The 25,028-nt window shown below is 61.4% G+C and carries 24 protein-coding genes and 1 riboswitch; of the genes, 14 read left to right on the top strand and 10 right to left on the bottom strand.

Features of this window, described 5'->3' with window-relative positions; translation table 11 throughout:
- Positions 1-27: 27 nt before the first annotated feature.
- Genes cobJ through KIN_RS10365 form a run of 6 tightly spaced genes read right to left on the bottom strand, consistent with a single transcriptional unit; the run spans position 28 to position 5,674 of the window.
- Complete coding sequence (gene cobJ, locus KIN_RS10390) at positions 28-1,839, bottom strand: precorrin-3B C(17)-methyltransferase (protein ID WP_159806624.1); 1,812 nt, start codon at positions 1,837-1,839, stop codon at positions 28-30.
- Entirely contained in the window at positions 1,830-2,531 is a 702-nt protein-coding gene (gene cobI / locus KIN_RS10385; RefSeq protein ID WP_159806622.1) for a precorrin-2 C(20)-methyltransferase, read from the bottom strand. Before cobI ends, cobJ begins: the two co-directional genes overlap by 10 nt.
- Positions 2,528-3,733, bottom strand: a complete 1,206-nt coding sequence (cbiE, locus tag KIN_RS10380) for a precorrin-6y C5,15-methyltransferase (decarboxylating) subunit CbiE (RefSeq protein WP_159806620.1) — start codon at positions 3,731-3,733, stop codon at positions 2,528-2,530. Before cbiE ends, cobI begins: the two co-directional genes overlap by 4 nt.
- Positions 3,730-4,368, bottom strand: a complete 639-nt coding sequence (locus KIN_RS10375) for a precorrin-8X methylmutase (protein WP_159806618.1) — start codon at positions 4,366-4,368, stop codon at positions 3,730-3,732. The genes cbiE and KIN_RS10375 overlap by 4 nt, the downstream gene beginning before the upstream one ends.
- Before the next feature lie 8 nt (positions 4,369-4,376).
- Entirely contained in the window at positions 4,377-5,459 is a 1,083-nt protein-coding gene (locus KIN_RS10370; RefSeq protein WP_159806616.1) for a sirohydrochlorin chelatase, read from the bottom strand.
- Positions 5,456-5,674, bottom strand: coding sequence for a DUF6732 family protein (locus KIN_RS10365; protein ID WP_159806614.1), 219 nt, complete (start codon positions 5,672-5,674; stop codon positions 5,456-5,458). The genes KIN_RS10370 and KIN_RS10365 overlap by 4 nt, the downstream gene beginning before the upstream one ends.
- A gap of 358 nt (positions 5,675-6,032) precedes the next feature.
- On the opposite strand from KIN_RS10365, the gene KIN_RS10360 reads away from it, so the two are divergent.
- Positions 6,033-7,007, top strand: a complete 975-nt coding sequence (locus KIN_RS10360) for a glutathione S-transferase family protein (protein ID WP_159806612.1) — start codon at positions 6,033-6,035, stop codon at positions 7,005-7,007.
- On the opposite strand, the gene KIN_RS10355 is transcribed toward KIN_RS10360, so the two are convergent.
- Positions 7,004-7,360: a response regulator gene (locus tag KIN_RS10355; RefSeq protein ID WP_159806610.1), complete on the bottom strand. Its 357-nt coding sequence runs from the start codon at positions 7,358-7,360 to the stop codon at positions 7,004-7,006. The genes KIN_RS10360 and KIN_RS10355 overlap by 4 nt on opposite strands.
- 210 nt (positions 7,361-7,570) lie before the next feature.
- Here KIN_RS10355 and KIN_RS10350 point away from each other — a divergent pair, with 210 nt between their 5' ends.
- The 5 genes from KIN_RS10350 (at position 7,571) to KIN_RS10335 (ending at position 11,306) form a co-directional block, all read left to right on the top strand.
- On the top strand, positions 7,571-7,942 hold the full coding sequence (locus KIN_RS10350; RefSeq protein ID WP_159806608.1) for a DUF1636 family protein: 372 nt from the start codon (positions 7,571-7,573) through the stop codon (positions 7,940-7,942).
- Positions 7,939-8,916 (top strand): threonine-phosphate decarboxylase, encoded by a 978-nt coding sequence (locus KIN_RS10345; RefSeq protein WP_159806606.1) that lies wholly within the window; start codon positions 7,939-7,941, stop codon positions 8,914-8,916. Before KIN_RS10350 ends, KIN_RS10345 begins: the two co-directional genes overlap by 4 nt.
- The gene (gene cbiB, locus KIN_RS10340; RefSeq protein ID WP_159806604.1) at positions 8,913-9,830 is read left to right on the top strand and encodes an adenosylcobinamide-phosphate synthase CbiB; all 918 of its coding nucleotides are present in this window, start codon (positions 8,913-8,915) and stop codon (positions 9,828-9,830) included. The genes KIN_RS10345 and cbiB overlap by 4 nt, the downstream gene beginning before the upstream one ends.
- Before the next feature lie 121 nt (positions 9,831-9,951).
- Complete coding sequence (locus tag KIN_RS22430) at positions 9,952-10,413, top strand: GntT/GntP/DsdX family permease (RefSeq protein ID WP_243144892.1); 462 nt, start codon at positions 9,952-9,954, stop codon at positions 10,411-10,413.
- Positions 10,410-11,306 (top strand): GntP family permease, encoded by an 897-nt coding sequence (locus tag KIN_RS10335; RefSeq protein WP_243144891.1) that lies wholly within the window; start codon positions 10,410-10,412, stop codon positions 11,304-11,306. Before KIN_RS22430 ends, KIN_RS10335 begins: the two co-directional genes overlap by 4 nt.
- Here the strand turns inward: KIN_RS10335 and smc are convergent.
- Entirely contained in the window at positions 11,303-14,758 is a 3,456-nt protein-coding gene (gene smc, locus KIN_RS10330; protein ID WP_159806602.1) for a chromosome segregation protein SMC, read from the bottom strand. The two genes, KIN_RS10335 and smc, sit on opposite strands and share 4 nt — an antisense overlap.
- A 254-nt stretch (positions 14,759-15,012) precedes the next feature.
- A riboswitch (cobalamin riboswitch) is annotated at positions 15,013-15,232 on the top strand.
- Positions 15,233-15,266: 34 nt separating this feature from the next.
- Here smc and KIN_RS10325 point away from each other — a divergent pair.
- The 7 genes from KIN_RS10325 (at position 15,267) to KIN_RS10295 (ending at position 22,467) form a co-directional block, all read left to right on the top strand.
- Entirely contained in the window at positions 15,267-15,455 is a 189-nt protein-coding gene (locus KIN_RS10325) for a CbtB domain-containing protein (protein ID WP_159806600.1), read from the top strand.
- 3 nt (positions 15,456-15,458) lie between these two features.
- Positions 15,459-16,148 (top strand): CbtA family protein, encoded by a 690-nt coding sequence (locus KIN_RS10320; RefSeq protein WP_159806598.1) that lies wholly within the window; start codon positions 15,459-15,461, stop codon positions 16,146-16,148.
- On the top strand, positions 16,148-17,206 hold the full coding sequence (cobW, locus tag KIN_RS10315) for a cobalamin biosynthesis protein CobW (protein ID WP_159806596.1): 1,059 nt from the start codon (positions 16,148-16,150) through the stop codon (positions 17,204-17,206). Before KIN_RS10320 ends, cobW begins: the two co-directional genes overlap by 1 nt.
- Complete coding sequence (locus tag KIN_RS10310; RefSeq protein WP_159806594.1) at positions 17,203-17,658, top strand: GNAT family N-acetyltransferase; 456 nt, start codon at positions 17,203-17,205, stop codon at positions 17,656-17,658. Before cobW ends, KIN_RS10310 begins: the two co-directional genes overlap by 4 nt.
- Before the next feature lies 1 nt (position 17,659).
- Positions 17,660-21,334, top strand: coding sequence for a cobaltochelatase subunit CobN (cobN, locus tag KIN_RS10305; protein WP_159806592.1), 3,675 nt, complete (start codon positions 17,660-17,662; stop codon positions 21,332-21,334).
- A gap of 82 nt (positions 21,335-21,416) precedes the next feature.
- Positions 21,417-21,767, top strand: a complete 351-nt coding sequence (locus tag KIN_RS10300; protein WP_159806590.1) for a CidA/LrgA family protein — start codon at positions 21,417-21,419, stop codon at positions 21,765-21,767.
- Positions 21,751-22,467, top strand: coding sequence for an LrgB family protein (locus KIN_RS10295; protein WP_159806588.1), 717 nt, complete (start codon positions 21,751-21,753; stop codon positions 22,465-22,467). Before KIN_RS10300 ends, KIN_RS10295 begins: the two co-directional genes overlap by 17 nt.
- Here the strand turns inward: KIN_RS10295 and ocd are convergent.
- A complete protein-coding gene (gene ocd / locus KIN_RS10290; RefSeq protein ID WP_159806586.1) occupies positions 22,464-23,519 on the bottom strand; it encodes an ornithine cyclodeaminase in 1,056 nt (351 codons plus the stop codon). The two genes, KIN_RS10295 and ocd, sit on opposite strands and share 4 nt — an antisense overlap.
- Positions 23,519-24,451 (bottom strand): arginase, encoded by a 933-nt coding sequence (gene rocF / locus KIN_RS10285; protein WP_207710124.1) that lies wholly within the window; start codon positions 24,449-24,451, stop codon positions 23,519-23,521. The genes ocd and rocF overlap by 1 nt, the downstream gene beginning before the upstream one ends.
- A 104-nt stretch (positions 24,452-24,555) precedes the next feature.
- Between rocF and KIN_RS10280 the strand changes: the two genes are divergently transcribed.
- Positions 24,556-24,987, top strand: coding sequence for an Lrp/AsnC family transcriptional regulator (locus KIN_RS10280; protein ID WP_243144890.1), 432 nt, complete (start codon positions 24,556-24,558; stop codon positions 24,985-24,987).
- Positions 24,988-25,028 lie beyond the last annotated feature (41 nt).

Here is a 25,028-nt window from a genome sequence, read left to right as displayed (position 1 = left end):
CCTTGTCATTGGCACGCGACGCGGCACTCAGCCAACGGCCAGATCGCCGTCGATTTTGCGCGCGTAGCCGCGCGGCGTGTACATCCGCGGCCCCTCCCCCAACTGCGCCAATCGGGATTGGGAAGAGCCCACAAGCACCACGGTCAACATGTCGACCTCGTCAACCTCAAGCGCGTCGAGTCTGCGGTACCGCACGTCTTCTTCCGGACGGCCAAGCGAACTGGCCAGCATGACGGGCGTGTCCGGGGCACGGTGCGCGAGAAGAATGTCCCGCGCCTCGGCCAGAAGGGTCCGGCGACGCTTTGACACCGGATTGTAGAATGCGATCACGAAATCCCCCTCTGCCGCGGCTTGCAAACGCCGCAGGATATCCTCGCGCGGGGTAAGCAGATCGCTCAAAGAAATGGCGCAGAAATCATGGCCCAAGGGTGCCCCGGCCCGCGCCGCTGCCCCCTGCAAGGCAGAGACACCGGGGGTGGAGACGACATCCACCCGCCGTGCCGCATCACTGACGCCATGCGCCTGCCGATCCATCAATTCGAACACCAGCGCGCCCATCGCGTAAATGCCAGCGTCCCCTGAACAGATAAGCGCGACATTGCGTCCCTCCCCGGCACGCTCCAGCGCGTAGCGGCAGCGATCCTCCTCGCCACCCAACCGGAAGTCGGACCTTGCTTTACCAGCCGCCAAGGGTCCCAGAAGGTCAATGTAAAGGCCATACCCGACCAGTTCGTCAGCCTCGGCGATCAGCCGTGAGGCCTCGGGCGTCCGCCAAGAGGATTGGCCCGGACCAATACCAACGATGGACAAGCGCCCCCGCGCCTGACCACGCAGTTGGGTTAGGGGCTGAGGGGCCAGCGCCAAAGCACAGGTAGAGTTGGCGGTCTTTCTCTTGGTGACATGTAGCAGCGCGTCCGGGCCTGCTTGGGCCAGACAGGCCGCTTCGCTGACGCCGTGAGCGCCAACCTCAGCAAAAACGACGTCAGACGGCGTCGCAAGACGCGGCGTTTCGGCTTCAAGGGTTTCTGCGTCGAACAGGCGCAAAGGTCTGTCGAGAGACGTCGCGAGCTCAAGAATGGCAGGCTCATCCGCCTTCAGGCCGATCGTGTTGATGGAATGGATCGCTTCGGGGCTCAGGTTTGCGTCCTCCAGAACGCCTCGCACCAGACTGGCCAATTCCTGCGGTGGGCAATTTCGAGCACAGCCGACACCAAGGGTCAGAAGCTGTGGTGCAAATTGCAAATGCGTTGGGCCCAGATCCGCGACCGGTTCAGCCGTGCAGGAAATTCGCAAACCGTCGCCTTTGGGCAAGTCCGCCAGCCAAGGCGCATCGCCAGATGTCTTTGCACCTGCACCTGCACCTGACAACAGAGCCGCCATCGCGTCCTTTGCGTCACCACGATTAACCAACCGCCATCCTGCAGGCGGTTCGTCCAAGGCAACACCAAGGGCTACGTCACCGGCGGTCGTCACGGCTGCGGTTCCGCCAATCCGGTCAGCGATGATCTTTGCCAATCGGTTGGCCCCCCGGTGGCCGCCCAGCAGTGGCACGACAACGGCGCCGTCATCGGAGACAGACAGAACGGGCGGCTCGGTTGTCTTGTCCGACAACAGCGAAGCCACCGCCCGGATCAGGATGCCGCTGGCGCATACACCGACAATCGGGCGGCCCGCAGCAAACAAATCCCGCACATGATCCAGCGCATTGGGAAACAAGACATCCGCCTGATCGACCCGCCCCTCACGACCGTGAAGCGCGCAGCCCAGATGTTGCGCGACGCGGTGCGCGACAGGCTCGCCCGAGCGGTTGAGGCAGAGGACAACCGGGTCTAGAGCCATGGATCAGCCCCCTTCGTCAGCAAAATCATGGAGAAATATGGCGCAGTTTCAGGGGCTTTCGTCATTGGCAAAACCTTCTCTTCCGGCAAGGTGGCGCGTTCCACGTAGATGGCACGATCCAGCAGGCCCAGATCCGCAAGGACCCCCCGCAGTTTGGGCAGATGCTGCCCAACCTTCATGATGACAATGCTCTCCGCCCCTTCAATCCGCTTTCGCAGCTCTTCCTCGGGCAGCGGTCCGGGCAACACCGTCAGCAGTTCATTCCGCGCGACCAAGGGCAAGCCAGCCCGCGCGGCACAGGCCGTCATGGAGGTCACGCCGGGGATCACCTCGACATTAAACCGATCCGAGAGCCGCGCGAAGAGGTACATGAACGAGCCATAGTAAAACGGATCCCCTTCGCAAAGGCAGACCACCATCTCGCCCGCTGCGAGTGCGTCCGCAATCTGTTCTGCGCCTTTATCATAGGCCGCCTGTGCCGGTTCGCGCGCGTGGGTCATTGGCACGTCCATTCGGATTTCCCGCGCCGATGACGGGATCACGCCGGATGCGATGGCCCGCGCAAAACTTTCCCCACCCGCAAGCGTCGGATAGGCAATCACATCAGCCTCGCCGATCAGCCGCACGGCTTTCACGGTCATCAGTTCGGGATCGCCCGGTCCCACGCCAATGCCATAAAGCGTCCCGCTCATCTTTTTACGAGGCTCCATTGCGTGACCGGCATCGACGGGCGCCACCCGGTCATTCGTCCCACCGGGTCTGCGCGGCTGACACTGATCCGGGCCAATGTGCCGCCATGGGCCTTGTGCAGATCCAACAAGACCGCTTCGCTTTCAAGCGTCACCGCATTGGCGACCAGACGTCCCAGCGGACGCAGCGCAGACCAGGCCACATCGAAAACGTCCTTCGTCAGACCGCCCCCCACGAAAATCGCGTCGGGATCGTTCAAGCCCTGCAAAGCGTCTGGCGCATGACCTTCGATCAACTCAAGCTTCGGCGCGCCCAGAGCAAGCGCATTGGCCGCAGCCATAGCCCGCCTGTCGGCCCGTGGTTCAATGCCGATCGCCCGTGCATACCGCGCGGCCCGCATCCATTCGATCGCGACCGAGCCGCAGCCGGTACCAATGTCCCACAGCAGCGCCCCGCGCATGGGCATCAGCTTGGCCAAAGTCGCCGCGCGAACCTCTTGCTTGGTCATCGTTCCGTCGGATTGGAACAGGCTGTCGTCCAGCCCCGGCACGCGAGGCAGCAGCGCGGCATCCGGGGCTGCGATGCATTCCACGGCCAGCGTGTTGAAAGCCGGCACCTCATGCGACCAGCCCTCTGCCGTTCCGTCAAACCTTTGCTCGGCCGCGCCGCCCATCGCAGCCAGCACGGTCAACTTCGATTTGCCAAAGCCACGCTCGCTCAGAAAGGCTGCAATCTGGGCCGGCGTCTCTGCCCCGGTGGTCAGGATAATCAAACGCTGGTCGGGCTGAATGAACGCCACCATCTGCGCGACAGGACGACCATGGACGGTCAGTGTCTCGACGTCCGCAAGGCTCCACCCCATGCGGGCGGCGGTGAGTTGAAAGGCGGAAAGCTGGGGGTGATAGACAATCTCGGACGGATCAATGGCCCGCCCAATCCGCGCACCCACGGAGAACCAAAGCGGATCGCCCGTGGCCAGCACGACAACGCGACGATCCCGGTGAGCGGTCAGTGTGTCGATCAGTGCATCGAAGGGCGACGGCCACGCGATGCGCTCGGCCTGCACGCCGTCGGACAACTGGTGATGCCGGTCGCCGCCGATGATTATCTCGGCCGCTTCCACCACAGCCCGTGTGGCGGGCGTTAATCCCGCCATTCCGTCTTCGCCGATCCCGACGATATGAAGCCAAGGCGTGGAGGTCATGCGACATCCTCCGGCAATCCGGCGGCCAAGGCGTTCACGGCAGCGGATGCAATCGCCGATCCACCCTTGCGGCCTTTCAGGGCAACGAACTCACACCCGCGCGGGCTTGCAGCCAGTTCAGCCTTGCTTTCCGCTGCACCGACAAAGCCCACCGGAAAGCCCAGAATGACCGCCGGCTTTGGCCAACCCGCATCCAGCAGCTCCAACAGGTGGAAGAGCGCCGTCGGCGCATTGCCTATGGCCACGACCGCCCCTTCTATGTGATCTTCCCATAGCTCGACAGCAGCCGCTGAACGCGTGTTGCCGATCTGCGCGGCCCGGTCCGGAACGCTGGGATCGTTCAGCGTCACCAAGACGGCGTTGTTCGCAGGCAGCAGGCGCCGGATTACACCGGCCGCAACCATCTCACAGTCACACAACACCGGCGCACCCTGAGCCAACGCCGTCCGCCCCGCCTCCGCCGCGCGTGGGGAAAACGCCAACCTGTCCGCAACTTCGATCATGCCGCACGCGTGGATCACACGGATCGCCAGCGCGTCGAGCCCAGGCGGGAAGCGATCCAGCCGCGCCTCGGCCCGAACGGTCGCAAAACTCGCCGCGTAAATTGCCTTCGGGTCTTTTTCGTAGGGCCGCATATCGGCAGTCAGGACTTCGTCTTGCGCGCGCTCTCCGGACCATGCGGATGAGCGGCATGGGGGTAAGGTGCGTGATGGTGGTGATCATGACTGTGACTGTGGTCATCGCCGTGGTGATGATGGTGGTGGTGATCTTCGTTTTCCAGCCGACACAGGCCCGTGCAGAACGTATCGCACAAAGTGCAATCGGCCACGTTTGAGCCCGGTGCAGAGGCGCCCTGCCCTTCCACATGGTGGTGGTGGCTTTCCTGAACCGCGCCGACCTCGGCCTCGAAGCCCAGAACCTGCGTTCGGTACTTGCACATAGCGCAGTTCGGTGGCGGGATTTCCCCGACCTGTTCGATGATCCGCTCCGCGAATGTCGCGAGAACCTGATCGTGGTCGTTGAGATAGCTTGCCTTGACGAACTCGATATCCGGATGCGCATCGGCCACCTGATCCGTAAACCCGTAAATTCGGTCGATCAGGATGCCCGTGAACAGAAAATACGGAAACACGACAATTCGCTTATAGCCCAGCTTGGCGGCGTGGGTCAGGCACGGTTCTACCAAGGGGAAGGTCACACCGGAATAACCGACCTCGACCCAGCCAAGACCCAACCCCTCGTGGACCATTCGGGCGATCTTGGCCACGTTGCCGTTTGCATCCGGATCCGACGCGCCACGCCCGATCACGACCAGACAAGTGTCCTCATTCGCAACAAAGGTCTTGGCGTTGGCATGGTCAATCGCGTCCTGAACCCGAGCACCGGCGGCGGCGATCATTTTTGGATCAACGCCAAGCTCCCGCCCATAGCTGACCTCGATGTCATGCTTGGCGGCATAGGTATTCAGGACGGTCGGTATGTCATTCTTGGCATGCATCGCCGCAAAGAGCATACCCGGGACGGCAAGGATCTTGTCGCACCCCTTCTCACGCAGGCTGTCGAGCCCGTCGCGGATCACAGGGTTGGCAAACTCGAGATAGCCATACTCCGTCTCCCAATCATCGGGCAAATAGGCGGGCAGCTTTTCGGCAAGAACGGAAAACTCATCGACCGCAGCCTGACTGCGAGAGCCATGGCCGCAGATCATGACGCCGATTTTGCTCATGCTTCGGCTTCCTCGTCTTCTTCAACTTCTTCGCTTTCAGGCTCGGCTTCTTCTTTTTTCCGACCTTTCAAAGCCGCCGCCAGTGTGATCGCCGCCGCGGCGCCAAGTGCGATGGCCCCAATCCAGTGCCCATGGCCTGCCGCCTCACCAATATGGCCGACATGGGCCGCAGCCGGGGACGTCAGTGCGAGAAGAACGACAGAGAAACGGATCATGGCGCATACCTTTCAGCCAGCATAAATGGAAGAGAGGCAGGCGGCGAAACCAGACCGCTGCACCGTGACGATGCTGCCATCCGATCCCCGATCTGGGTCGATCATCAGGCTGCCAACCTCTCTGGCCCGTAGGGGCCTCGTCTGAATCCGGTATAGAGCGGGACCTGTCGCACCGCAACGAGGTTTGCGTCCTGTGCCTGATCAATTGCGACGCAGCGATCCACGTCAGAAATGCTCTGGCCACATTGGGAGCGCCGGATCAAAAACAGTACCGCACAGACGCTGCGCGGGGATGTATGTATCCCAAAGCCCTCCAAGCGCGTTAGGCCACCGGAGTAGCTTTAGAAGGATAAGACCCATGGGACTTCTGATCGACGGCGAGTGGCATGACAAATGGTATGACACGGAAAAATCAGGTGGCGCGTTTGAGCGGTCTACGGCGGGGTTTCGGAACTGGATCACCGCTGACGGCACGGCGGGTCCGTCCGGAGAAGGCGGGTTTCAGGCGGAGGCCGACCGCTATCATCTCTATGTCTCACTCGCCTGTCCTTGGGCACATCGCACGCTGATCTTTCGGAAGCTGAAAGGCCTTGAGGATCTGATTGACGTCTCTGTCGTCCATCCAGACATGATGGGTGATGGCTGGACATTTGAAACGGATATGCAAGGTGCAACGGGCGACAAACTCTACGGCCTGCCCTTCGCCCGCGATATCTACACAAAGGCCGATCCAAAAGTATCCGGTCGCGTCACGGTGCCGATCCTCTGGGACAAGACCCGTGAAACCATCGTGTCCAACGAAAGCTCAGAAATAATTCGCATGTTCAACAGCGCTTTTGACGAGCTGACCGGAAACACGCTGGATTTCTGGCCCGAGGCACGTCGCGACGAGATCGAAGAGGTCAATTCACGGGTCTACGAGACCGTGAACAACGGGGTCTACAAAGCTGGCTTTGCGACCACACAAGACGCATATGACGCGGCTGTGGGTCCGCTGTTTGACAGCCTCGACTGGCTGGAGAACAGGCTTGGGACGCATCGTTACCTGATGGGCGACCAGATCACCGAGGCCGACTGGCGGCTTTTCACGACACTGGTGCGGTTTGATCTGGTCTATCACCTGCACTTTAAATGCAATCGCAAACGTATCATCGACTACCCCAATCTATGGGGCTACACGCGCGAGCTCTATCAATGGGATGGTGTGTCCGACACCGTAGGCTTCGATCATATCGTCCGGCACTATCACTACAGCCACGAGACGATAAATCCGAACCGGATAATTCCCACCAACCCTGTGCTGATCTGGGCGGCGGATCACGGGCGCACTTAGCGCCCGTGATAGTCCACAATTGCCGCCAGGTCTTCGGGCGGCGTTTCACCGGGCACCATCGCACATGCGTTAGACATGTACTGAAAGATGGACCCGTCTGAAAAAAAGCTATCGCTGGTCACAAAGATAACTTTGGTATTGGGCTGGCGGTAGCTTGCGTAATCAGCAATGGCCAAGGCCCCGCCATCACTCAAGCCCAGATTCAAGATCAATATTTCAAACTCGTCTTCGCGCAATGCTTCGATTGCATCCGCTTGCGTGTGGGCAAGACACGCGTTGGCACCAAGGCGCCCTATATGATCCCTCCAGACAGCCCCAAGGCTGCTGTGGTTCTCAACGATAAGCACGTTCATGTTTCACTCCGACCGAGTCATCAGCACGTAAAAGGCCGGTACACTTCCCATTAAGGTTAAGTTCTCGGTCAAATTTCCTAATTATCCGTTAACGGAAAATGGCAAATTTGTGGCGTGTCGTTGCCTTGCAACTCAGCAGCTTTTCCGTTCTTTGTGCAGTCTAGCATTGGGCATACCACACGAAAAGTGTGGAAAACATGAGGTTTGGCGATGACGACGTGGATTACGGTGTGTGACACGTGCAAACGGGACGGGTGGGATGCAGAAACCGCAGGTCAAACGGACGGCGAAGTTTTTGCGGATCTCATCGAAAAGGCCTCCGAGGGACGAAAGGCCATCGCCGTGCGTCGCCATTCCTGCCTCATGGGCTGCAATCGGGCCTGTAATATTGCCATCCAATCCAAGGGCAAGCTGGCCTATACGCTCGGGGAATTTGATCCAACTCCAGAGGCCGCCGAGGCTGTGGTCGAATATGCCAGCCTCCACGCAGAGATGGAAACCGGCGTTGTGCCATACCGCCAGTGGCCGCAGCCCATCAAAGGGCATTTCGTGACCCGTCACCCGCCCCTGCCGGACAAATGACGAATCTACGCGACCACGGGGGCGGTCTGGATGCCGCGATCGAAAAGTACGGCGGCACACGGGCGGACTGGTTAGATCTGTCCACCGGCATCAATCCGGTGCCCTACCCTGTTGGTGACGTTTCGCAGGACGCATGGACGGCCCTGCCTGACATTGGCGCGCGGGACCGGCTTTTGGCGGCCGCACGGCGGTTCTGGTCGGTGCCAGACGGTGTGGACATCCTTGCAGCGCCCGGTGCATCCGCTCTGATCGCACGACTTCCAAATCTCCTCGGGGGCGTGGGTAAGGTTCGTATAGAGGAGCCGACCTACAATGAATGGGCCGCGGCGTTCGAAAACGCCGGTTGGCGGATCAATGGCCCCAAGCAACGCCCCAATGCCATGGTCTACGTGCATCCCAACAATCCCGATGGTGTCGCCGCCGCACCCCCTGCCCAAGCAGATGGGCACGAAGACCTGACGGCCATCTATGACGAAAGCTTTTGCGATACTGCACCGTCGGATAGCTACATTGGTGAAACGCCGCGGGCAAAAGATTACGGTCTGCGCGATATTCTGGTGCTGAAAAGCTTTGGAAAATTCTGGGGGCTTGCTGGTCTGAGACTGGGGTTCCTGATCGGTCCACAAAATCGGATCGATGAAATGGCGGAGATGTTGGGCCCTTGGCCCGTCGCGGGCCCGGCGCTGGAAATTGGTGCCCGCGCGTTGGATGACATGGCTTGGGCGGACGCGACACGTACACGTCTGGACGAGGACTTCAAGCGGCTCGACAAGCTCATGGCGCCGCATGCACAGCGGGATCCGCTGGGAACACCGTTGTTCCGTCTCTACACCACAAAGGACGCCGCTGAACTTCAAGACAAGCTGGCGCAGAGCCATATCTGGTCGCGCACGTTTCCCTACTCCAAAACATGGATCCGCTTGGGCCTTCCAGCGCCAGACAGATGGGATCAGCTTGAAACTGCCTTAAGATGACCGATCTCGCCGCCCTTTTGCTTCTGGCGTTACTGCTAGATGCTCTTCTGGGCGAGCCCGATTGGCTCTGGTCCCGCGTGCCGCACCCGGCTGTGCTCATGGGGAATGCGATCAGCTGGTGCGATAAGACATTCAACTCAGGCGGCGCGAGGCGCTTGCGCGGGGCCTTGGTGATCGCAGCCCTTGTGGCCGCCGCCGTGCTTGTCGGTTGGGTATTGTCTGCACTACCGCTCGGACCGATGTTTGAAGTTGTTCTTGCCGCGATCCTTCTCGCCCAACGCAGTCTCGTCACCCATGTGGCGGATGTAGCGCAAGCGCTGCGCGTCGGTTTGGCCGACGGGCGTATGATGGTCGCGCGGATCGTCGGGCGCGACACCCGTGATCTGGATGAAAGCGGCGTCGCCCGCGGAGCTATCGAAAGCGCGGCGGAAAACCTGTCGGACGGGGTTATTGCGCCTGCCTTTTGGTTCCTTCTGCTGGGCTTGCCCGGCATCCTCGCGTACAAAATGATAAACACCGCAGACAGCATGATCGGCTACCGCACCCCCCGGCACGAAGCGTTTGGCTGGGCCGCGGCGCGTCTCGATGATCTGGTAAATTGGGTGCCCGCCCGCCTGACGGCGGGTCTTCTGATGATCGGGGCCGGGCGGCTGGATTTGTGGCCGATGATCCGCGCGAATGCCGTCCACCACCGATCCCCGAACGCCGGATGGCCTGAGGCTGCGATGGCGGGCGCGCTTGATGTCGCGCTATCGGGTCCACGCAGCTACGATGGTCAGATGCGGGAAGAGCCGTTCGTCAATCCCAAAGGCCGCCGCGGTATCACGCCAGATGACATCGACCGAGCCGTTCATATGCTTTGGCGCGCCTGGGGCATAGTGGTGCTTTTTCTGGCAGGAGCTGCACTTTTTTAGGCACGACAGCACGTCTTTCAACTGACCCCGCGACATCTCACGACCGGGTTGCGCCAGATCAATGCGGGACGTTGAGAAAAGCCCATGCACGGCGCACGACATTCCTGTGAACGAGCGTCAGATGCCCGCATTCATTCCCCTTCTCCTTCCGCTTTTGCTCTTGATCTTTCTCAGCTGGCGCGGTGGACCGCTTCTATTGCTGGCACCAGTTATGGCGGCCTTGGCCGCTGCCTTGGCAAGCCTTCCGCTTTTGGCCTCTCTGACCCAGATATTCATGCCAGCCTTGGGTGGCTTCGTGATCTCATTTTTCCCGCTGTTCCTGTTGGGTGCCGTGTTTGGCGAGGTGATGAAGGCCACCGGCGCGGCAACAACGCTCGCCCATGCTATCGCCGACGCCCTTGGTACGCGGCACGCGATTGCGGCGGTGGTGCTGGCCTGTGCCATTCTGACATACGGCGGCATCTCACTCTTCGTGGTGGCCTTTGCAGTGTTTCCACTGGCCGCCGCACTTTTCACACAGGCCCGGCTGTCAGCCCATCTGATCCCGCGGCCATCGCGCTTGGGGCATTCACCTTCACCATGACGGCGCTGCCCGGCACGCCTGCAATCCAGAACGCAATCCCGATGGCCTATTTTGGAACGACCCTGTTCGCTGCCCCCGGACTAGGCATGATCGCCGGGTCGATCATGCTGGCCGGTGGGTTAACCTGGCTGAACTGGCGTGGCGCACGTGCCGAAGGGCCGAGCGATATCGTCACTCGTCAAACCGCGCCTAAGCTACCGCTGATCGTCGCCGCGCTGCCCATTCCCGTAGCCGTGGGGCTAAATCTGCTGTTGAGTACGTCGGTCCTGCCCGCCACCGACCTGAGTTATCTGCGGTCCGCCGCTTGGGGTGCAACCGAGCCCCAAGCGCTGATCGGTCTATGGTCCATCATGATCAGCTTAACTGTCGCAATTCTGCTCGCACTCGGCTTGGGATGGCGCGGCCTGACCAGCCCGAGACGCGCTCTCACAAAGGGTGCGGAGGCCGCGCTTCTGCCCTTGTTCAATACTGCAGCGCTTGTCGGTTTCGGCTCCGTGATCGCAAACCTACCGGCCTTCGATCAGATCGCCGCGACGGTCGACGACCTTGGCGGCAATGCGCTGGTGTCGTTGGCGATTGCGGCTTCGCTCCTGGCGGGGCTGACCGGGTCGGCATCAGGTGGGATGTCCATCGCGCTGGCCACTTTGGGCGATGACTATGCCCTGCGCGCGCAGGGCGAGGGCATTTCACCGGATCTCATGCACCGGGTTGTATCGCTATCCACGGGTGGTTTGGACGCCCTGCCCCACAACGGGGCGGTGATCACGCTTCTGTCCATCGCAGGGCTATCACACCGTAAGGCCTATCCCGATATCTTCGTTGTGGCGGTTCTCATCCCACTTCTTGCTTTGGTGGTGGTGATCGCGATGGGCCTTGCGTTCGGCAGCTTCTAGGCGACCAGCGCCTCTGCCTTTTTCAGGTCCACGCTGACAAGCTGGCTGACGCCAAGCTCGCCCATGGTCACGCCGAACAACCTGTCCATCCGGGCCATCGTCACCGCGTGGTGGGTAATGATCAGAAACCGTGTGTCGGTCCGACGTGTCATCTCGTCCAGAAGATCGCAGAAGCGGGTTACGTTTGCATCGTCCAGCGGCGCATCGACCTCGTCCAGCACACAGATCGGCGCCGGGTTGGCGAGAAATACCGCAAAAATAAGGGCAAGCGCAGTCAACGTCTGCTCACCACCTGACAGCAGCGACAGGGTCGAGAGCTTCTTACCGGGCGGCTGACACATGATTTCCAGCCCCGCTTCAAGCGGATCATCGCTTTCGACCATCACCAGCTTGGCCTCGCCGCCGCCAAACAGGTGCTTGAACAGCGTGCCAAAGCTGCCGTTCACCTGTTCAAAAGCTGTCAGAAGCCGTTCCCGGCCTTCCTTGTTGAGTGACGCAATCCCCGTCCGCAACTTGCCGATCGCTGCTTCCAGATCGATCTTTTCATTGGCCAGTGTGTCATGCTCTTCCTGTACTTCGCGTGCGTCTTCCTCGGCGCGCAGATTGACTGCCCCTAATGCATCACGCTGGCGTTTCAACCGGTTAACGTCGTTCTCAATGGTCTCCGCCGTCGGCATCTGTTCGGGGTCAGTGTCCAGCCGTTCGAGCAATGCATCAGGCGTTGTCTCCTGCTCTTCCCGGATGCGCTCGACCGCGTAGACCACGGTCTCTTTCGCAGCGTCCGCCAAGGCTTCCGAACGCGCCCGTGCCTCCCGCGCCTCGGACGCGTTGCGTTCCGCGTCCCGCTCGGTCTGCACCGCTTCGCGCAGGATTGTTTCAGCCGCCGCAAGTGCATCCGCGGCGGTCCGACGGCGACCTTCGGCTTCCTCAATCGCGCCGACGAGTTCATCGCGCTTGGCAGCGATTTCCGATGGCGCGGCACTGGCGCCTTTCAACTCAATCTCCGAAGCTGCCTTACGCTCTTCCAGCTCGCCGATCCGTTTTTCGGCCGTCTCCAGACGATGTTTCCAGCCGCTGACCTCTTTGGTGATCTCCTGACTGCGCTTGAGCCGCGCCTCACCTTCACGATGCAATTCGTCATGAGCCGACCGCTTGGACATCATCGTCATGCGCGCTGCCTCGACGGTCATTTTGATGTCTTCGACCTGCGCACGGGCGGCGTCCAGATCGCCCAGATCCGTTATGCCTTTCTCGGCCTCCCGCAATTGTTCCCGCGCGGCCATTGCTTCTTCTTCGTAACGGGTCACGGCCAGTTGCAGGCTTTCGACCTTGCCTTCCGCGATGCTTTTGTCGCCTTCGGCGCGAGACAAGGCCCGGCTGGCATCTGCCATCTCCTGATCCGCTCGCTTACGCGCGTCACGCGCTTCCCGATCCGCCTGCGTCAGCGCCGCAAGTTCTTTTGTCAAAAACTCATGGGCCTGCCGCGCGCCGTCGGCTTTCGCGGTGGCCTGTTCCAAAGATTGCTTCAGTGTTTCCAACCGGTTGAGCTGTTGCAACCGCAAAGCGGCCGCTGATGGCGCGTCCTCAGCACCTGTCCGGAACCCGTCCCACCGCCATAGATCGCCCTCGGCCGAGACCAACCGCTGTCCGGGGGCCAGATGTTCCTGCAGCCGTGCGCCATCCGAGGCATCCACCAGCCCGACTTGGCTCATCCGGCGGGCCAGCACATCCGGGATCGTCACGTAGCTCGTCAGTGCGTGCACCCCATCGGGCAGCGATTGCGGCTTGGGGTAACCGGGCAACCGTGCCCAGCCTGTCGTTTCATCGGCCTCAATCTGTGGCGCCCGCAGATCATCGGCCAGTGCCGCGCCAAGAGCTTTCTCATAGCCCGACTTGACCTGCACCTGATCCAGAAGCTGGCCCCCTTCAGCTGTGTCCCGTTCGACCAGCCGCGCCAATGCACTGGCCTCTGCCCGCAGCGCGTTCGCCTCACCATCCGCCTCGGACCGGGCAGCACGGGCATCGGCCTCACGCGCTTGCGTTTCGGTTCGGGCCGCGTCGGCGTCAGCCAGCGCCTTGTCTGCTGCATCTGCCTTGGCCGTTGCCTCGCTCAATTTGCTCTGTGCCGCGATCAGCGCAGCATCGGCCTGCGACGTCGCGGTTTGGGCTGCCACAACAGCAGCACCGGCTTTTTCCGCTTCGGAGGTATAGCGCGTCAGAGTTTTGGTGGCATCGTCCAGCAACCGGTGCGCCGATTGGTGACGTGCGGCCAAGCGCGCCATATCCTCAGTCTGCTCCGACAGTTCCGTCTCGCGGTTCTGCAGGATCGTCGCCGACTCCCGCGCCTCAGTTGCTGCGTCGTCAAGTCGGTTTGCATGTCCCTCGGACAGCTTGCCGATTTCGCCCGCCTCCCAATCAAGTCGGGCAATCGTCTCACCTGCATCATTGTTCAACGATGTTTCGCGGGCGATGTCGTTTGCCAATTGTTCAATCCTAGCGGTCAGCGTCTGGATCGTCTGCTCGGCCTGCCGTTCCTGACCATCGAGCGTGTCGCGCTGAACCTGCAGCCGCTGAAGAACAGCCGCCGCAATCGCTTCTTCCTCCCGCATCGGAGGAAGCGCGCCTTCTTGGGTCTCACGTAGTTTTGTCGCCTCGCGAGCTTGCGCTTCGGACTGCGCGGCCAGCTTGGTGCGTTCGGTCAAATCGGCAGAGGCCGCCGCCCGCGCACTGTCCGCCTCTTTCCAGCGCCGGTACAGCAACAAACCTTCGGAATGGCGCAACGCCTCGCCGATTTCGCGGTAACGCGCGGCCTGTTTTGCTTGCCGCGCCAGTTGTGCCAATTGCTGCGCCAGTTGCTCCAGCACGTCGTCTACACGCGCCAGATTGGTCTCTGCGCCGTTCAGCTTCAATTCCGCCTCATGACGACGCTGGTAGAGCCCGGAGATACCCGCGGCCTCTTCCAGAATCCGGCGGCGCGCTTTGGGACGCGCGTTGATCAGCTCGCTGATCTGACCCTGCCGCACCAGCGCGGGCGAATGGGCCCCGGTCGAAGCGTCGGCAAACAACATTTGCACATCGCGGGCACGAACATCCTTACCATTCGCCTTATAGGCAGAACCTGCATCCCGCGTGATCCGCCGGATGATGTCCAGACTGTCCAGATCGTTAAAGCCCGCAGGTGCCAACCGTTCCGTATTATCGATCGTCAGCGAGACTTCCGCGAAATTCCGGGCCGGGCGCGATGCCGCCCCGGCAAAGATCACGTCCTCCATACCGCCGCCCCGCATGGCCTTGGCGCGGGTTTCTCCCATCACCCATCGCAAGGCTTCCAGCAAGTTGGACTTGCCACACCCGTTCGGGCCGACCACCCCGGTCAAACCATCGGCGATGATCAGTTCCGTGGGGTCCACGAAGCTTTTGAAGCCATTCAGTCTAAGTTTCGAGAATCGCAAAAAACGCTATCCTTGGCGGGAATCGGGATGTAGTCCTCGATTGTTTTCACCGGGCGGGCACGAGTCAACGGCAAACCACCAGATATGGACGGCAGGCCCGGCTTATCCACAGAATATGCGTCAGTCAGGCAAGATAAGGCCGACAAGGCCGACAAGGCCGAGCGTAAGGTACAGATCGAGGATGGTCTGCGCCTTTGGTCTTGTTCCAGTGCGTGGATGTCGCTTTCCGGCTTGACCCTCGCGGCTGTCCCGACGCACAGTCTTGGCCACAAGGTTCCCAAGCCGGACCAAGCTCGGCAGGGATCAAATGGGAATGTGGTGAGAGCGACCCAATTCGGGGCCCAAAACCACAGCCGCCCCCGCGACTGTAAGCGGTGAGCGCCCGTCGATGATGCCACTGGAGGCAACTCCGGGAAGGCCGACGCAGCGCCCTGACCCGCAAGCCAGGAGACCAGCCTTGTGTCATGGAACCGCCCGTCGGGTGTGACGGGTCAAGGAGACGAAGAAAATGAAAAACGACGTCAAAGTCATCGCCAAGGCGCAACCGCAAAGCCGGATCGACAGCGATCTTATAGGCATTGCCACGGCCGCGCTTCTGGGCCTGTTCCTGCTGTTCGCCGCAGGGTTTGCCCAAGCCACCGTGCTGCACGACACAGCCCACGACCAGCGCCACGCCATGGCGTTTCCCTGCCACTAAGCCATGCTAAAACATATTTTGACCAGCGCAGTGTTCGCTGGGGTTGCGGTAGGCGTACTCGCTGCCGCTGTCCAGTTGTGGCTGATGACGCCCCTTCTTCTGGAAGGCGAGTTGTTTGAGACGGGCGCACGTGTGCATTTCGCCGCAGACGGGTCCCCCCAATCCGAGGCCGGACCGCCCTCGCTGATGGACGAGCCTGTTCGGCACCTGACGACAGCGGGCTTTGGCATCGTGACATTTACCGCCTTTGGCTTTCTGATGGCGGCCGGCTTTGCCTTGGCCACCCGCGCTGGCCACGTGGTTACCCCGCGGGCAGGCCTGATCTGGGGCCTGTGTGGCTTCATCGCCGTACAACTTGCCCCCGCCGTGGGTCTGTCGCCGGAACTGCCCGGCACTGTGGCGCCTGAGGTGGAGATGCGGCAAGCGTGGTGGCTGGGCACTGTCATCGCGACGACGGTCGCGCTTGCGCTGATCGCCTTCGGACGCGGGACGCTGTCGTGGATCATCGCAACGGCGCTAATCTTGGCACCGCACATTGTTGGCGCGCCGCATCTGGACACTTATTACGGTGTTGCACCCCCTGAACTCTCCGCCCATTTTGCAGCGCGATCCTTGGGGACGTCCGCCCTTTCGTGGTGTCTGCTCGGCCTGATTGCCGCGACTGTCTGGTCCCACCAAGAGGAGGCATCCTGATGTCCGCCAAAATCCCCGCCACCGTCGTCACAGGCTTTCTGGGCGCCGGCAAAACCACCCTCATCCGTCACATGCTGCAGAATGCCGACGGCAAGCGCATCGCCCTGATTATCAACGAGTTTGGCGATCTGGGCGTCGACGGCGATATTCTGAAGGGCTGCGGCGATGAGACCTGTACCGAAGATGACGTCATGGAGCTGTCGAATGGCTGCATCTGCTGCACCGTCGCCGAGGACTTCATCCCGACCCTGGAGAAACTTCTGGCGCGGGAGGACAAGCCCGACCACATCGTGATCGAAACCTCCGGATTGGCCTTGCCGCAACCTCTGGTGCGCGCGTTCAATTGGCCCGAAATCTCCACCAGAGTCACCGTCGATGGGGTTGTCACGGTTGTCGATGGCAAAGCCGTCAGCGAAGGGCGCTTTGCGCACAACGTCGCGGCGGTAGACGCGCAGCGGGTACAGGACGAGAACCTCGACCACGAAACACCCCTGTCTGAGTTGTTCGAGGATCAGGTGGCCTGCGCCGATATGATCGTGGTCAACAAGTCGGATCTTCTGAGCGAGGGCGAAGCCGATGGTTTGGTTAGCACCCTGAAAGCCGACAGCCGGGATGGGGTGCAGGTCGTTCGCACCTCCATGGGTCAACTGCCGGTGGACGTTCTGTTGGGTCAAGGCATCGGGGCCGAGGATGATCTGGCCGCCCGTCATGAGGTGCACCATCACCACCACGATCATGATGAGGATCACCACCACGACGACCATCATCACGACCACGACGATTTCGAGAGCTTCGTGGTCACGCGGTCTGAAATTCGCGATCCGGCAGCTTTTGCGAAACAACTCTCCGATGTGATCCGGGACCATGACATACTGCGCCTGAAAGGTTTCGCTGCGGTGGAAGGCAAGCCGATGCGCCTGACCCTTCAAGCCGTTGGACCACGGGTCGATAGCTATTTCGATCAACCTCTGGGCACCGCCCCGCGCGAAACCAAGCTGGTCGTCATCGGGCAGTCCGGTCTGGACCGTCTCGCCATCGAAGCTGCGCTGTCCGCATGACCTTGATCGTCGAGGCAGGTGACCCCCTAAGTCCCGAGGCTTTGGCGCTTTTGCAGGCCCATCATGCGTTGATGGAGAGCTTATTCCCGCCCGAGGACAACCACTACCTCGATGCAGGCGCTTTGACCGCACCGGACATACATTTCTTTATCGTCCGCCGCAGCACGCAAATGCTGGGATGCGCCGCGCTGGCAGAACGACCTTCCTATGGCGAGGTGAAGTCCATGTTCGTGAAGCCCGAGGCACGGGGGACCGGTGCCGCAGATGCCCTGATGCGCCAACTGGAAGATCACGCGCGCATGCTGAAACTGCCCCTGATAAAGCTTGAAACCGGCGATACGCTGCATGCGGCGCACGGCCTCTACCGCCGCCACGGGTTCCGCGATTGTGGCGCTTTCGGCGACTATGATGAGGGCGCGAGCAGCGTGTTCATGGAAAAGCCGCTGACCTGACATGCATCTGCTTGCAGCAACGCCAGGTGCCATCGACGACGGGTCAGAGCCTGTTGATCTCGCGCAGACACCTGCTGACATCGTCTTTATCTCCGCCGCCGATACCGAGCTTGCGGCGCTGTCCGCCGCCCGCGCGGAAATGCAGGCCCCGCCATCGCTACGCCTGGCCAGCCTCAACCATCTGCAACACCCACTTTCCGTCGATCTGCATATCGAGGCCTGCGCCACCAAATCGCGCCTTGTGATCGCGCGTGTGCTGGGCGGAACCGGTTACTGGCGCTATGGTCTGGAACAGTACGCCGCCCATCTTCATGCCGCTGGCGTCCCCTTTGTTGCCTTGCCGGGCGATGACAAACCAGATGCAGACCTGCGCGCGCTCTCGACCGTAGCCGACGCGGATTACGACGCGCTATGGGCCTATCTTGTCGAAGGCGGGCCAGAGAACGCGGCGAATTTCCTGCGATATGCGCGCGCATTGCTGGACGGAGGCGACGTCCCCTTGTCCGCTGCGCCCTTGCTGCGGGCCGGGGTGTATTGGCCGGGGGCCGGACTGTCCGATCTGACCGTGGTCCGCGCGCATTGGAAGACCGACGCGCCGATTGTGCCGATCGTCTTTTACCGCGCTTTGGTACAAGGTGCCGGGCTTCACCCGATTAACCGGCTGACCAAGGCGCTGTTGCGAGAGGGGCTGAACCCGCTGCCGGTTTTCGTGGCCTCACTCAAGGATCCGGTCTCCCAAGCCACGCTGTCCGAGATCTTCCGGCACGCCGCCCCCGATGTGATCCTGAACTGCACGTCCTTCGCGGTCGCCTCGCCCCATGCAGGGGATTCGCAAACCGACAACCCGCTGCAGATCAATGAGGCGCCCATATTTCAAGTCGTTCTGGCCGCCGTATCGGAAGAGGCTTGGGAGGATAGCGCAGCAGGGCTCAGCGCGCGGGACATCGCGATGAATGTGGCGCTGCCCGAGGTCGATGGCCGCATCCTGTCCCGCGCCATCAGCTTCAAGGGTGAGGCGTTTTTCGACGAGGCCACCCAATGCCCCATCGCAACCTACCGCGCACGCGGTGACCGGGTCAGCTTTGTCGCCGCGCTGGCCGCAAACTGGGCCAAACTGCGCCATACGCCTACGCCTGAGAAACGCGTCGCGCTCGTGCTTGCAAACTACCCCAACAAAGACGGACGGCTTGCCAACGGGGTCGGTCTGGATACCCCGGCCTCCACCATCGAAGCCCTGCGGCTTCTGGCGGCCGAAGGCTATGACACCGCCCCACCTGCAGACAGTAAGGCGCTGATGGACCAGATCATGGCCGGACCGACCAATTGGTTGACGGACCGGGCCGCGACCAAAGGCGGAGAACGCTTGCCGCTTGCGATCTATAATGCTCATTACAGCGCGCTGCCGCTGGCCGTCCGGCAGCAAATCGAAGACCGCTGGGGACCACCCGAGGTCGATCCATTTTTCGACGCAGAAGGCGCGAAACTGTCGATCCACCGGTTCGGGCAGGTCGTCGTCGGGCTGCAACCCGCCCGCGGCTATAACATTGATCCAACAGAGACATACCACTCACCAGATCTCGTGCCGCCCCACAACTATCTGGCCTTCTATTTCTGGCTGCGACACCACTGGAAAGCACACGCTGTTGTTCATATGGGCAAGCACGGCAACCTCGAATGGCTTCCCGGAAAGGCAACGGCCCTCAGCGACACCTGTCTGCCCGAAGCGGTGTTGGGTCCGATGCCCCATATCTACCCGTTCATCGTCAACGACCCCGGCGAAGGCACGCAGGCCAAGCGGCGCACGCAAGCCGTCATCATCGACCACCTGACCCCGCCCCTGACCCGCGCCGAAACCTACGGACCGCTGCGCGATCTGGAAGCGCTGGTGGACGAATACTACGAGGCGGCCGGTGTGGATCCGCGTCGGATCGAGCACTTGCGCCGTGAAATCTTGAGCCTTACGGCGACAACCGGACTGGATCGGGACGCTGGGTTCGTAGGTGACGCGGACGGCGATCTGGCCAAGCTCGACGCATACCTATGCGAACTGAAAGAAGCGCAAATCCGCGACGGGTTGCATGTCTTCGGACAAGCACCGGGCGGTGATCTTGCCCGCGACCTCGCTATCGCGCTTACCCGTGTGCCACGTGGCGACGGGACTGGACCAGACGCCTCTCTGATCCGCGCGCTGGCGGAGGATCTGACACTGGGCTTTGACCCGCTCGATTGCGACATGGCTGCGCCGTGGACCGGACCGCGCCCAAAGGCACTGGCGGATATCTCTGACGACACCTGGCGCACAGCCGGAGACGCCGTTGAGCGTCTGGAGCGTCTGGCGGCAGCACATTTGGATCACTTTATGCCCGCCACGGGGCCGTCAAGTCAGGCTGTGCTCAACCACATCCGCGCCCACGTCATGCCCACAGTGGCCGCCTGTGGGCCCAGGGAAGGGGCGGGCCTTCTCACCGCCCTCAAAGGGCATTTCGTCGCCCCGGCGCCCTCCGGCGCGCCCACACGTGGGCGTCTGGATGTTTTGCCGACCGGCCGGAATTTCTACAGTGTCGACAGCCGCGCCGTTCCCACGCCGACCGCATGGGCCCTTGGCTGGAAATCAGCAAACCTGCTGATCGAAAAGCACCTGCAAACCCATGGCGACTGGCCCCGCACGATGCTTTTGACGGCGTGGGGCACCGCGAACATGCGGACAGGCGGCGATGACATCGCGCAATGTCTGGCCCTGATGGGCGTCAAGCCCACATGGGACAGTGCCAACCGCCGCGTGACCGGATTCGAGGTGCTGCCTGCCGGTGTTCTGGGCCGCCCGCGGGTTGATGTCACCTTGCGCATCTCCGGTTTTTTCCGGGATGCGTTCCCACAACTGGTGGCGCTGGTAGACAGCGCAGCGCGGGCCGTCATGGCGTTGGATGAGCCACAGGATCAGAACCCCGCCGCCGCTCGCTTTCAGGAGGAGGGCGAGGCGCACCGTGTCTTCGGCTCGAAACCCGGGGCCTACGGCGCGGGCCTTCAAGCGATGATTGACGAGCGTCTCTGGGCAGACAAGGCCGATCTGGCAGACGCCTACCTGACCTGGGGCAGCTATGCCTATGGCAAGGACAGCGAGGGCGACCAGAACCGGGCAGCATTCGAGCGGCGCCTGTCCCAGACCGAAGCCATCGTCCAGAATCAGGACAACCGCGAACACGACATTCTGGACAGCGACGACTACTATCAGTTCGAAGGGGGCGCCGCGGCGGCCGTGACGACGCTTCAGGGGCGGGACCGGCCAATCTATCACAACGATCATTCCCGCCCGGACCGCCCCGTCATTCGCACGCTTGAAGATGAGATCGGACGCGTGGTCCGGTCTCGTGTGGTCAACCCAAAGTGGATTGAGGGCGTGAAGCGGCACGGCTACAAAGGCGCGTTCGAGATGGCTGCGACGCTGGATTATCTCTTCGCTTTCGCGGCCACGACGGGGGCCGTGCAGAACCACCATTTCGATCTGGTCCACACGGCGTTTCTGGAGGATGAGCCAACCCGCGATTTCATCGCCGAACACAACGCCCCCGCCCTGCGCGAAATGGCGGAGCGCTTTCAGGAAGCGATCGAGCGGGGGCTCTGGGTGCCCAAATCGAACTCTGCGCGGGCGCTGCTGGACAGCCTGACCGGAACGTGATGCCATGAGACCGATCACCGACAAGGCCGCCAAAACCTGATACCAAGGCCACGTCGAAGCATTCTTCATTGGGCGGGCCGCCATGATCTTCCACATCGCGCTGTTGTTGCTGTTCCAACTCATGGGGGAGGCCTTGGCCCGCGGGTTCGAGTTGCCGCTGCCCGGGCCGGTGCTTGGGATGGCGCTGTTTCTGGTTCTCATGATTGCACGGCCAAAAACCGCGACCGAGGTCCAACCCACGACCAGCGGCCTGCTGTCTCATCTATCCTTGCTGTTTGTGCCAGCGGGGGTGGGCATCATCGGGCATCTGGACAAGCTGGGTACAAACGGGGTCGCGTTGTTTCTCGCCCTTCTGCTGAGCACCGTTCTGGCCATCGCAGCGGGCGCGTTGACCTTCGCGCTTTTGGCGGGCGAGGATGACGCCGATGATTGAGATCTGGTCCTACCTATCAGAAGGCCCGCTGCTGTGGCTGACCGCAACGCTGGTGGCCTACCTCATAGGTGACGGCATCTTTCGCGCGACAGGCCGCCAACCTTGGGCAAACCCGGTTCTGCTGGCCGTCATCCTATTGGCGGTGATGCTGCACGTAACGACAACGGATTACGCAACCTATTTTGAGGGCGCCCAGTTCGTTCACTTCATGCTTGGCCCTGCCACTGTTGCGCTGGCGGTGCCGCTCTTCGGCAATCTGGCGCAGGTGCGACGTATGGCCTTGCCTATGATTGCAGCGCTTCTCATCGGGTCGCTGACCGCGATGCTCAGTGCTGTTGCCATTGGCTGGGCGATGGGTCTGGACGGCGCGACGCTTCTGTCACTGGTACCCAAATCAACGACCGCGCCCGTGGCCTTGGGCATCTCGGAACAAATCGGCGGATCGCCCACATTGACCGCTGTTCTGGTCATCCTGACCGGCATCATCGGCGCCATCGTCGTAACGCCTTTGCTCAACCTGTTGCGAGTGAAAGACTGGCGCGCGCGTGGGTTCGCCACTGGCGTCGCGGCCCATGGGATCGGAACCGCACGGGCGTTTCAGGTCAATGAGACTGCGGGTGCTTTCGCAGGTATCGGCATGGGGCTCAACGCGTTACTGACCGCCCTCATTGCACCCTATATCGCAGGACTTTTCCTTTAGCCGGCGGCCCGCATCACCATGCCAAACAGATCGCGTGGATCATCTGGATCGGCCAGCATGTCGAGCAGTTGATAGCATCCCTGCCCCTCAAGCTGATCGCGGACATATCGCAACGCGCTAAAATCTTCCGTCGCAAAGCCCACACTGTCGAACAGCGTGATCTGATCGGCGCTGGCCCGTCCGGTCTGTTGGCCCACAACCACCCGCCACAGTTCCGTGACCGGGTGATCTGCATCCAGCTGCTGGATCTCCCCCTCAATGCGGGTCTGGGGCGGATACTCCACGAAAATATCAGAGCGTAGGAGGATATCGCGATGCAGTTCTGTCTTGCCCGGGCAGTCCCCACCGATGGCGTTGATATGAACCCCGGTGCCGACCATGTTATCGGTCAGGATGGTGGCGTACTGCTTGTCCGCCGTGCAGGTGGTGATGATCTCGGCGCTGGTCACGGCCTCCTCCGGTGTAGCGCAGGAGACGACCCGTAAACCACTGTCGGCTAGATTGCGGGCCGCCTTCTCGGTTGCCGCGCCGTCGATGTCGAACAGGCGTACGGTCTCGATCCCAAGAACTTCGCGAAACGCCAGAGCCTGGAATTCACATTGAGCGCCGTTGCCAATCATCGCCATGGTTTTCGCGTCCTTCGGGGCCAGATGACCTGCGGCCATGGCCGACGTCGCGGCCGTTCGCAGTGCCGTCAGGATCGTCATTTCCGATAGCAACACCGGGTAGCCGTTGTCGACCCGCGCCAGAACGCCAAACGCCGTGACGGTCTGAAACCCCCGCGCCATGTTGGCGGGGTGGCCGTTGACATACTTGAAGCCATAGGTTTCCCCGTCAGAGGTCGGCATGAGTTCAATCACGCCCTCATCGGAATGTGCGGCAACACGGGGTGTTTTATCGAACTGTTCCCACCGTTTGAAATCAGCTTCTATGTAATCCGCGATTTCGGCCATCATCCGGGCGGGTCCGATGGCATTCACAAGCTTCAGCATGTCATCGACGCTGACAAACGGCACCATCGCCAAGGCGGAGGGGGCAAGGGCATCGGTCATCAGAAACTCCGGGTTGGGCGGTCAAGAACGGTGCGGCCCAGAAGGCTTGCACACAGATCGACCATCAGTTTTGCAGTGCGCCCGCGATCGTCCAGAAAGGGGTTCAGTTCAACCATATCGAGGGAGGTGACCAGTCCGCTGTCGCACAGCGTCTCCATGATCAGATGCGCTTCGCGGAAGGTTGCGCCCCCTGGCACCGTCGTGCCGACCGCAGGCGCAATGGTCGGATCCAAGAAGTCCACGTCTAGGCTGACATGCAGGGCCCCGTCAGCCGACCGGACCCGGTCCAAAAAGGCACGCAACGGCTTGATAATGCCGTGCTCGTCAATGGCGCGCATGTCATGTACCTCGACACCCTGCGCGGTCAGTGCTGCGTTTTCAGCCGGATCAACGGAGCGGATGCCCATCATGCAGACGTTTTCCGGCGCAACGCGGGTCTTGAGCGCCGGGTAAACGCCATCAAACCCATCCATGCCGAGGAAGTACGCGACGGGCGTACCATGCAGATTGCCGCTGGTGGTCGTGTCAGGCGTGTGAATGTCCGGGTGAGCATCAAGCCACAATACGAAAAGCGGCTTACCGGCCTCTGCCGCGTGGCGCGCAACACCGGGGACCGTTCCGATGGCCAAGGCATGATCACCGCCCAGAAAGATCGGCATATCCACCGCCGACGCTGCCTCATAGGCCGCACCCTCCAGTGCGTCGGCCCAAGCGACAATGTCGGTCAAATGGTGCACGGCGGCGTTGTCATGAGTCAGGTCCTTGATCTCTGCCTGAGCCACATTTCCCCGGTCGGTGACACGGTGACCAAGGGTCTGCAATACCTCCGCCAGCCCGGCAGTTCTGTAGGCATCCGGGCCCATAAGGCATCCGGGGGTCGCGCTGCCCGATTGGACCGGCGCGCCGACCAAGGCGCAGGACATCTGTTTCATGAAAATCTCCGATGGTTCGCGAGGACCATAGCCTGCAATTTGAACCTCGTGATCCATACAAAGCGATCAAATTGCCATTTGTTTAAATCATAGTGATATGCAAAATGGACAAAATGATAGATCTTGACCAGACAGATCGCAATTTGATCGCCGCGCTTCGGCAAAATGCACGGGCCTCCGTCACCACGCTGGCGGCGGATTTGGGCGTCGCCCGGGCCACCATCCAAACCCGGCTTGATCGACTGGTGTCCAGCGGCACAATCCAGCGCTTCACAGTCGAACTTCAAAGCGGGGACACAGATGCGATACATGCGATCATGACAATCGCTGTGCAGGGACCGATGTCGCGCGCCGTCACGCGCGCCCTGCGCAATCTGGCACAAATCATCGAATTGCACTCGACCAATGGCGCTTGGGACATGGTCGCGCGGATCGAGGCGGAGGACCTGCAAAGTTTCGACCGGATCCTGCGGGAGGTGCGCGAAATCCCAGGCGTGTTAAATACGGAAACCAGCATATTGCTGGCCCGCGCGTGAGGCCTTTCCCTCGGTCCGCAGATAGGGTTCAGTGAGTTCCA

It is taken from the genome of Litoreibacter roseus (assembly GCF_009811795.1).
Lineage (GTDB): Bacteria > Pseudomonadota > Alphaproteobacteria > Rhodobacterales > Rhodobacteraceae > Litoreibacter > Litoreibacter roseus.
Note: the sequence above shows the minus strand (reverse complement) of the source record. Positions and strands in the feature narration are given on the sequence as shown.

What these genes read in the sequence shown, in the direction of transcription:
- ocd (WP_159806586.1), bottom strand. Translation starts at nt 23,519, where the DNA reads ATGACCGATGCCCTTGCCCCCTCCGCCTTGGCGATGGTGCCGTTTGTC.
- KIN_RS10300 (WP_159806590.1), top strand. Translation starts at nt 21,417, where the DNA reads ATGATCTTCCACATCGCGCTGTTGTTGCTGTTCCAACTCATGGGGGAG.
- KIN_RS10360 (WP_159806612.1), top strand. Translation starts at nt 6,033, where the DNA reads ATGGGACTTCTGATCGACGGCGAGTGGCATGACAAATGGTATGACACG.
- KIN_RS10345 (WP_159806606.1), top strand. Translation starts at nt 7,939, where the DNA reads ATGACGAATCTACGCGACCACGGGGGCGGTCTGGATGCCGCGATCGAA.
- KIN_RS10280 (WP_243144890.1), top strand. Translation starts at nt 24,556, where the DNA reads ATGGACAAAATGATAGATCTTGACCAGACAGATCGCAATTTGATCGCC.
- KIN_RS10335 (WP_243144891.1), top strand. Translation starts at nt 10,410, where the DNA reads ATGACGGCGCTGCCCGGCACGCCTGCAATCCAGAACGCAATCCCGATG.
- cobN (WP_159806592.1), top strand. Translation starts at nt 17,660, where the DNA reads ATGCATCTGCTTGCAGCAACGCCAGGTGCCATCGACGACGGGTCAGAG.
- KIN_RS10295 (WP_159806588.1), top strand. Translation starts at nt 21,751, where the DNA reads ATGACGCCGATGATTGAGATCTGGTCCTACCTATCAGAAGGCCCGCTG.
- KIN_RS10370 (WP_159806616.1), bottom strand. Translation starts at nt 5,459, where the DNA reads ATGAGCAAAATCGGCGTCATGATCTGCGGCCATGGCTCTCGCAGTCAG.
- KIN_RS10310 (WP_159806594.1), top strand. Translation starts at nt 17,203, where the DNA reads ATGACCTTGATCGTCGAGGCAGGTGACCCCCTAAGTCCCGAGGCTTTG.
- KIN_RS22430 (WP_243144892.1), top strand. Translation starts at nt 9,952, where the DNA reads ATGCCCGCATTCATTCCCCTTCTCCTTCCGCTTTTGCTCTTGATCTTT.
- cobW (WP_159806596.1), top strand. Translation starts at nt 16,148, where the DNA reads ATGTCCGCCAAAATCCCCGCCACCGTCGTCACAGGCTTTCTGGGCGCC.
- KIN_RS10375 (WP_159806618.1), bottom strand. Translation starts at nt 4,368, where the DNA reads ATGCGGCCCTACGAAAAAGACCCGAAGGCAATTTACGCGGCGAGTTTT.
- KIN_RS10355 (WP_159806610.1), bottom strand. Translation starts at nt 7,360, where the DNA reads ATGAACGTGCTTATCGTTGAGAACCACAGCAGCCTTGGGGCTGTCTGG.
- cobJ (WP_159806624.1), bottom strand. Translation starts at nt 1,839, where the DNA reads ATGGCTCTAGACCCGGTTGTCCTCTGCCTCAACCGCTCGGGCGAGCCT.
- cobI (WP_159806622.1), bottom strand. Translation starts at nt 2,531, where the DNA reads ATGAGCGGGACGCTTTATGGCATTGGCGTGGGACCGGGCGATCCCGAA.
- rocF (WP_207710124.1), bottom strand. Translation starts at nt 24,451, where the DNA reads ATGAAACAGATGTCCTGCGCCTTGGTCGGCGCGCCGGTCCAATCGGGC.
- KIN_RS10350 (WP_159806608.1), top strand. Translation starts at nt 7,571, where the DNA reads ATGACGACGTGGATTACGGTGTGTGACACGTGCAAACGGGACGGGTGG.
- KIN_RS10325 (WP_159806600.1), top strand. Translation starts at nt 15,267, where the DNA reads ATGAAAAACGACGTCAAAGTCATCGCCAAGGCGCAACCGCAAAGCCGG.
- cbiE (WP_159806620.1), bottom strand. Translation starts at nt 3,733, where the DNA reads ATGACCTCCACGCCTTGGCTTCATATCGTCGGGATCGGCGAAGACGGA.
- KIN_RS10320 (WP_159806598.1), top strand. Translation starts at nt 15,459, where the DNA reads ATGCTAAAACATATTTTGACCAGCGCAGTGTTCGCTGGGGTTGCGGTA.
- cbiB (WP_159806604.1), top strand. Translation starts at nt 8,913, where the DNA reads ATGACCGATCTCGCCGCCCTTTTGCTTCTGGCGTTACTGCTAGATGCT.
- KIN_RS10365 (WP_159806614.1), bottom strand. Translation starts at nt 5,674, where the DNA reads ATGATCCGTTTCTCTGTCGTTCTTCTCGCACTGACGTCCCCGGCTGCG.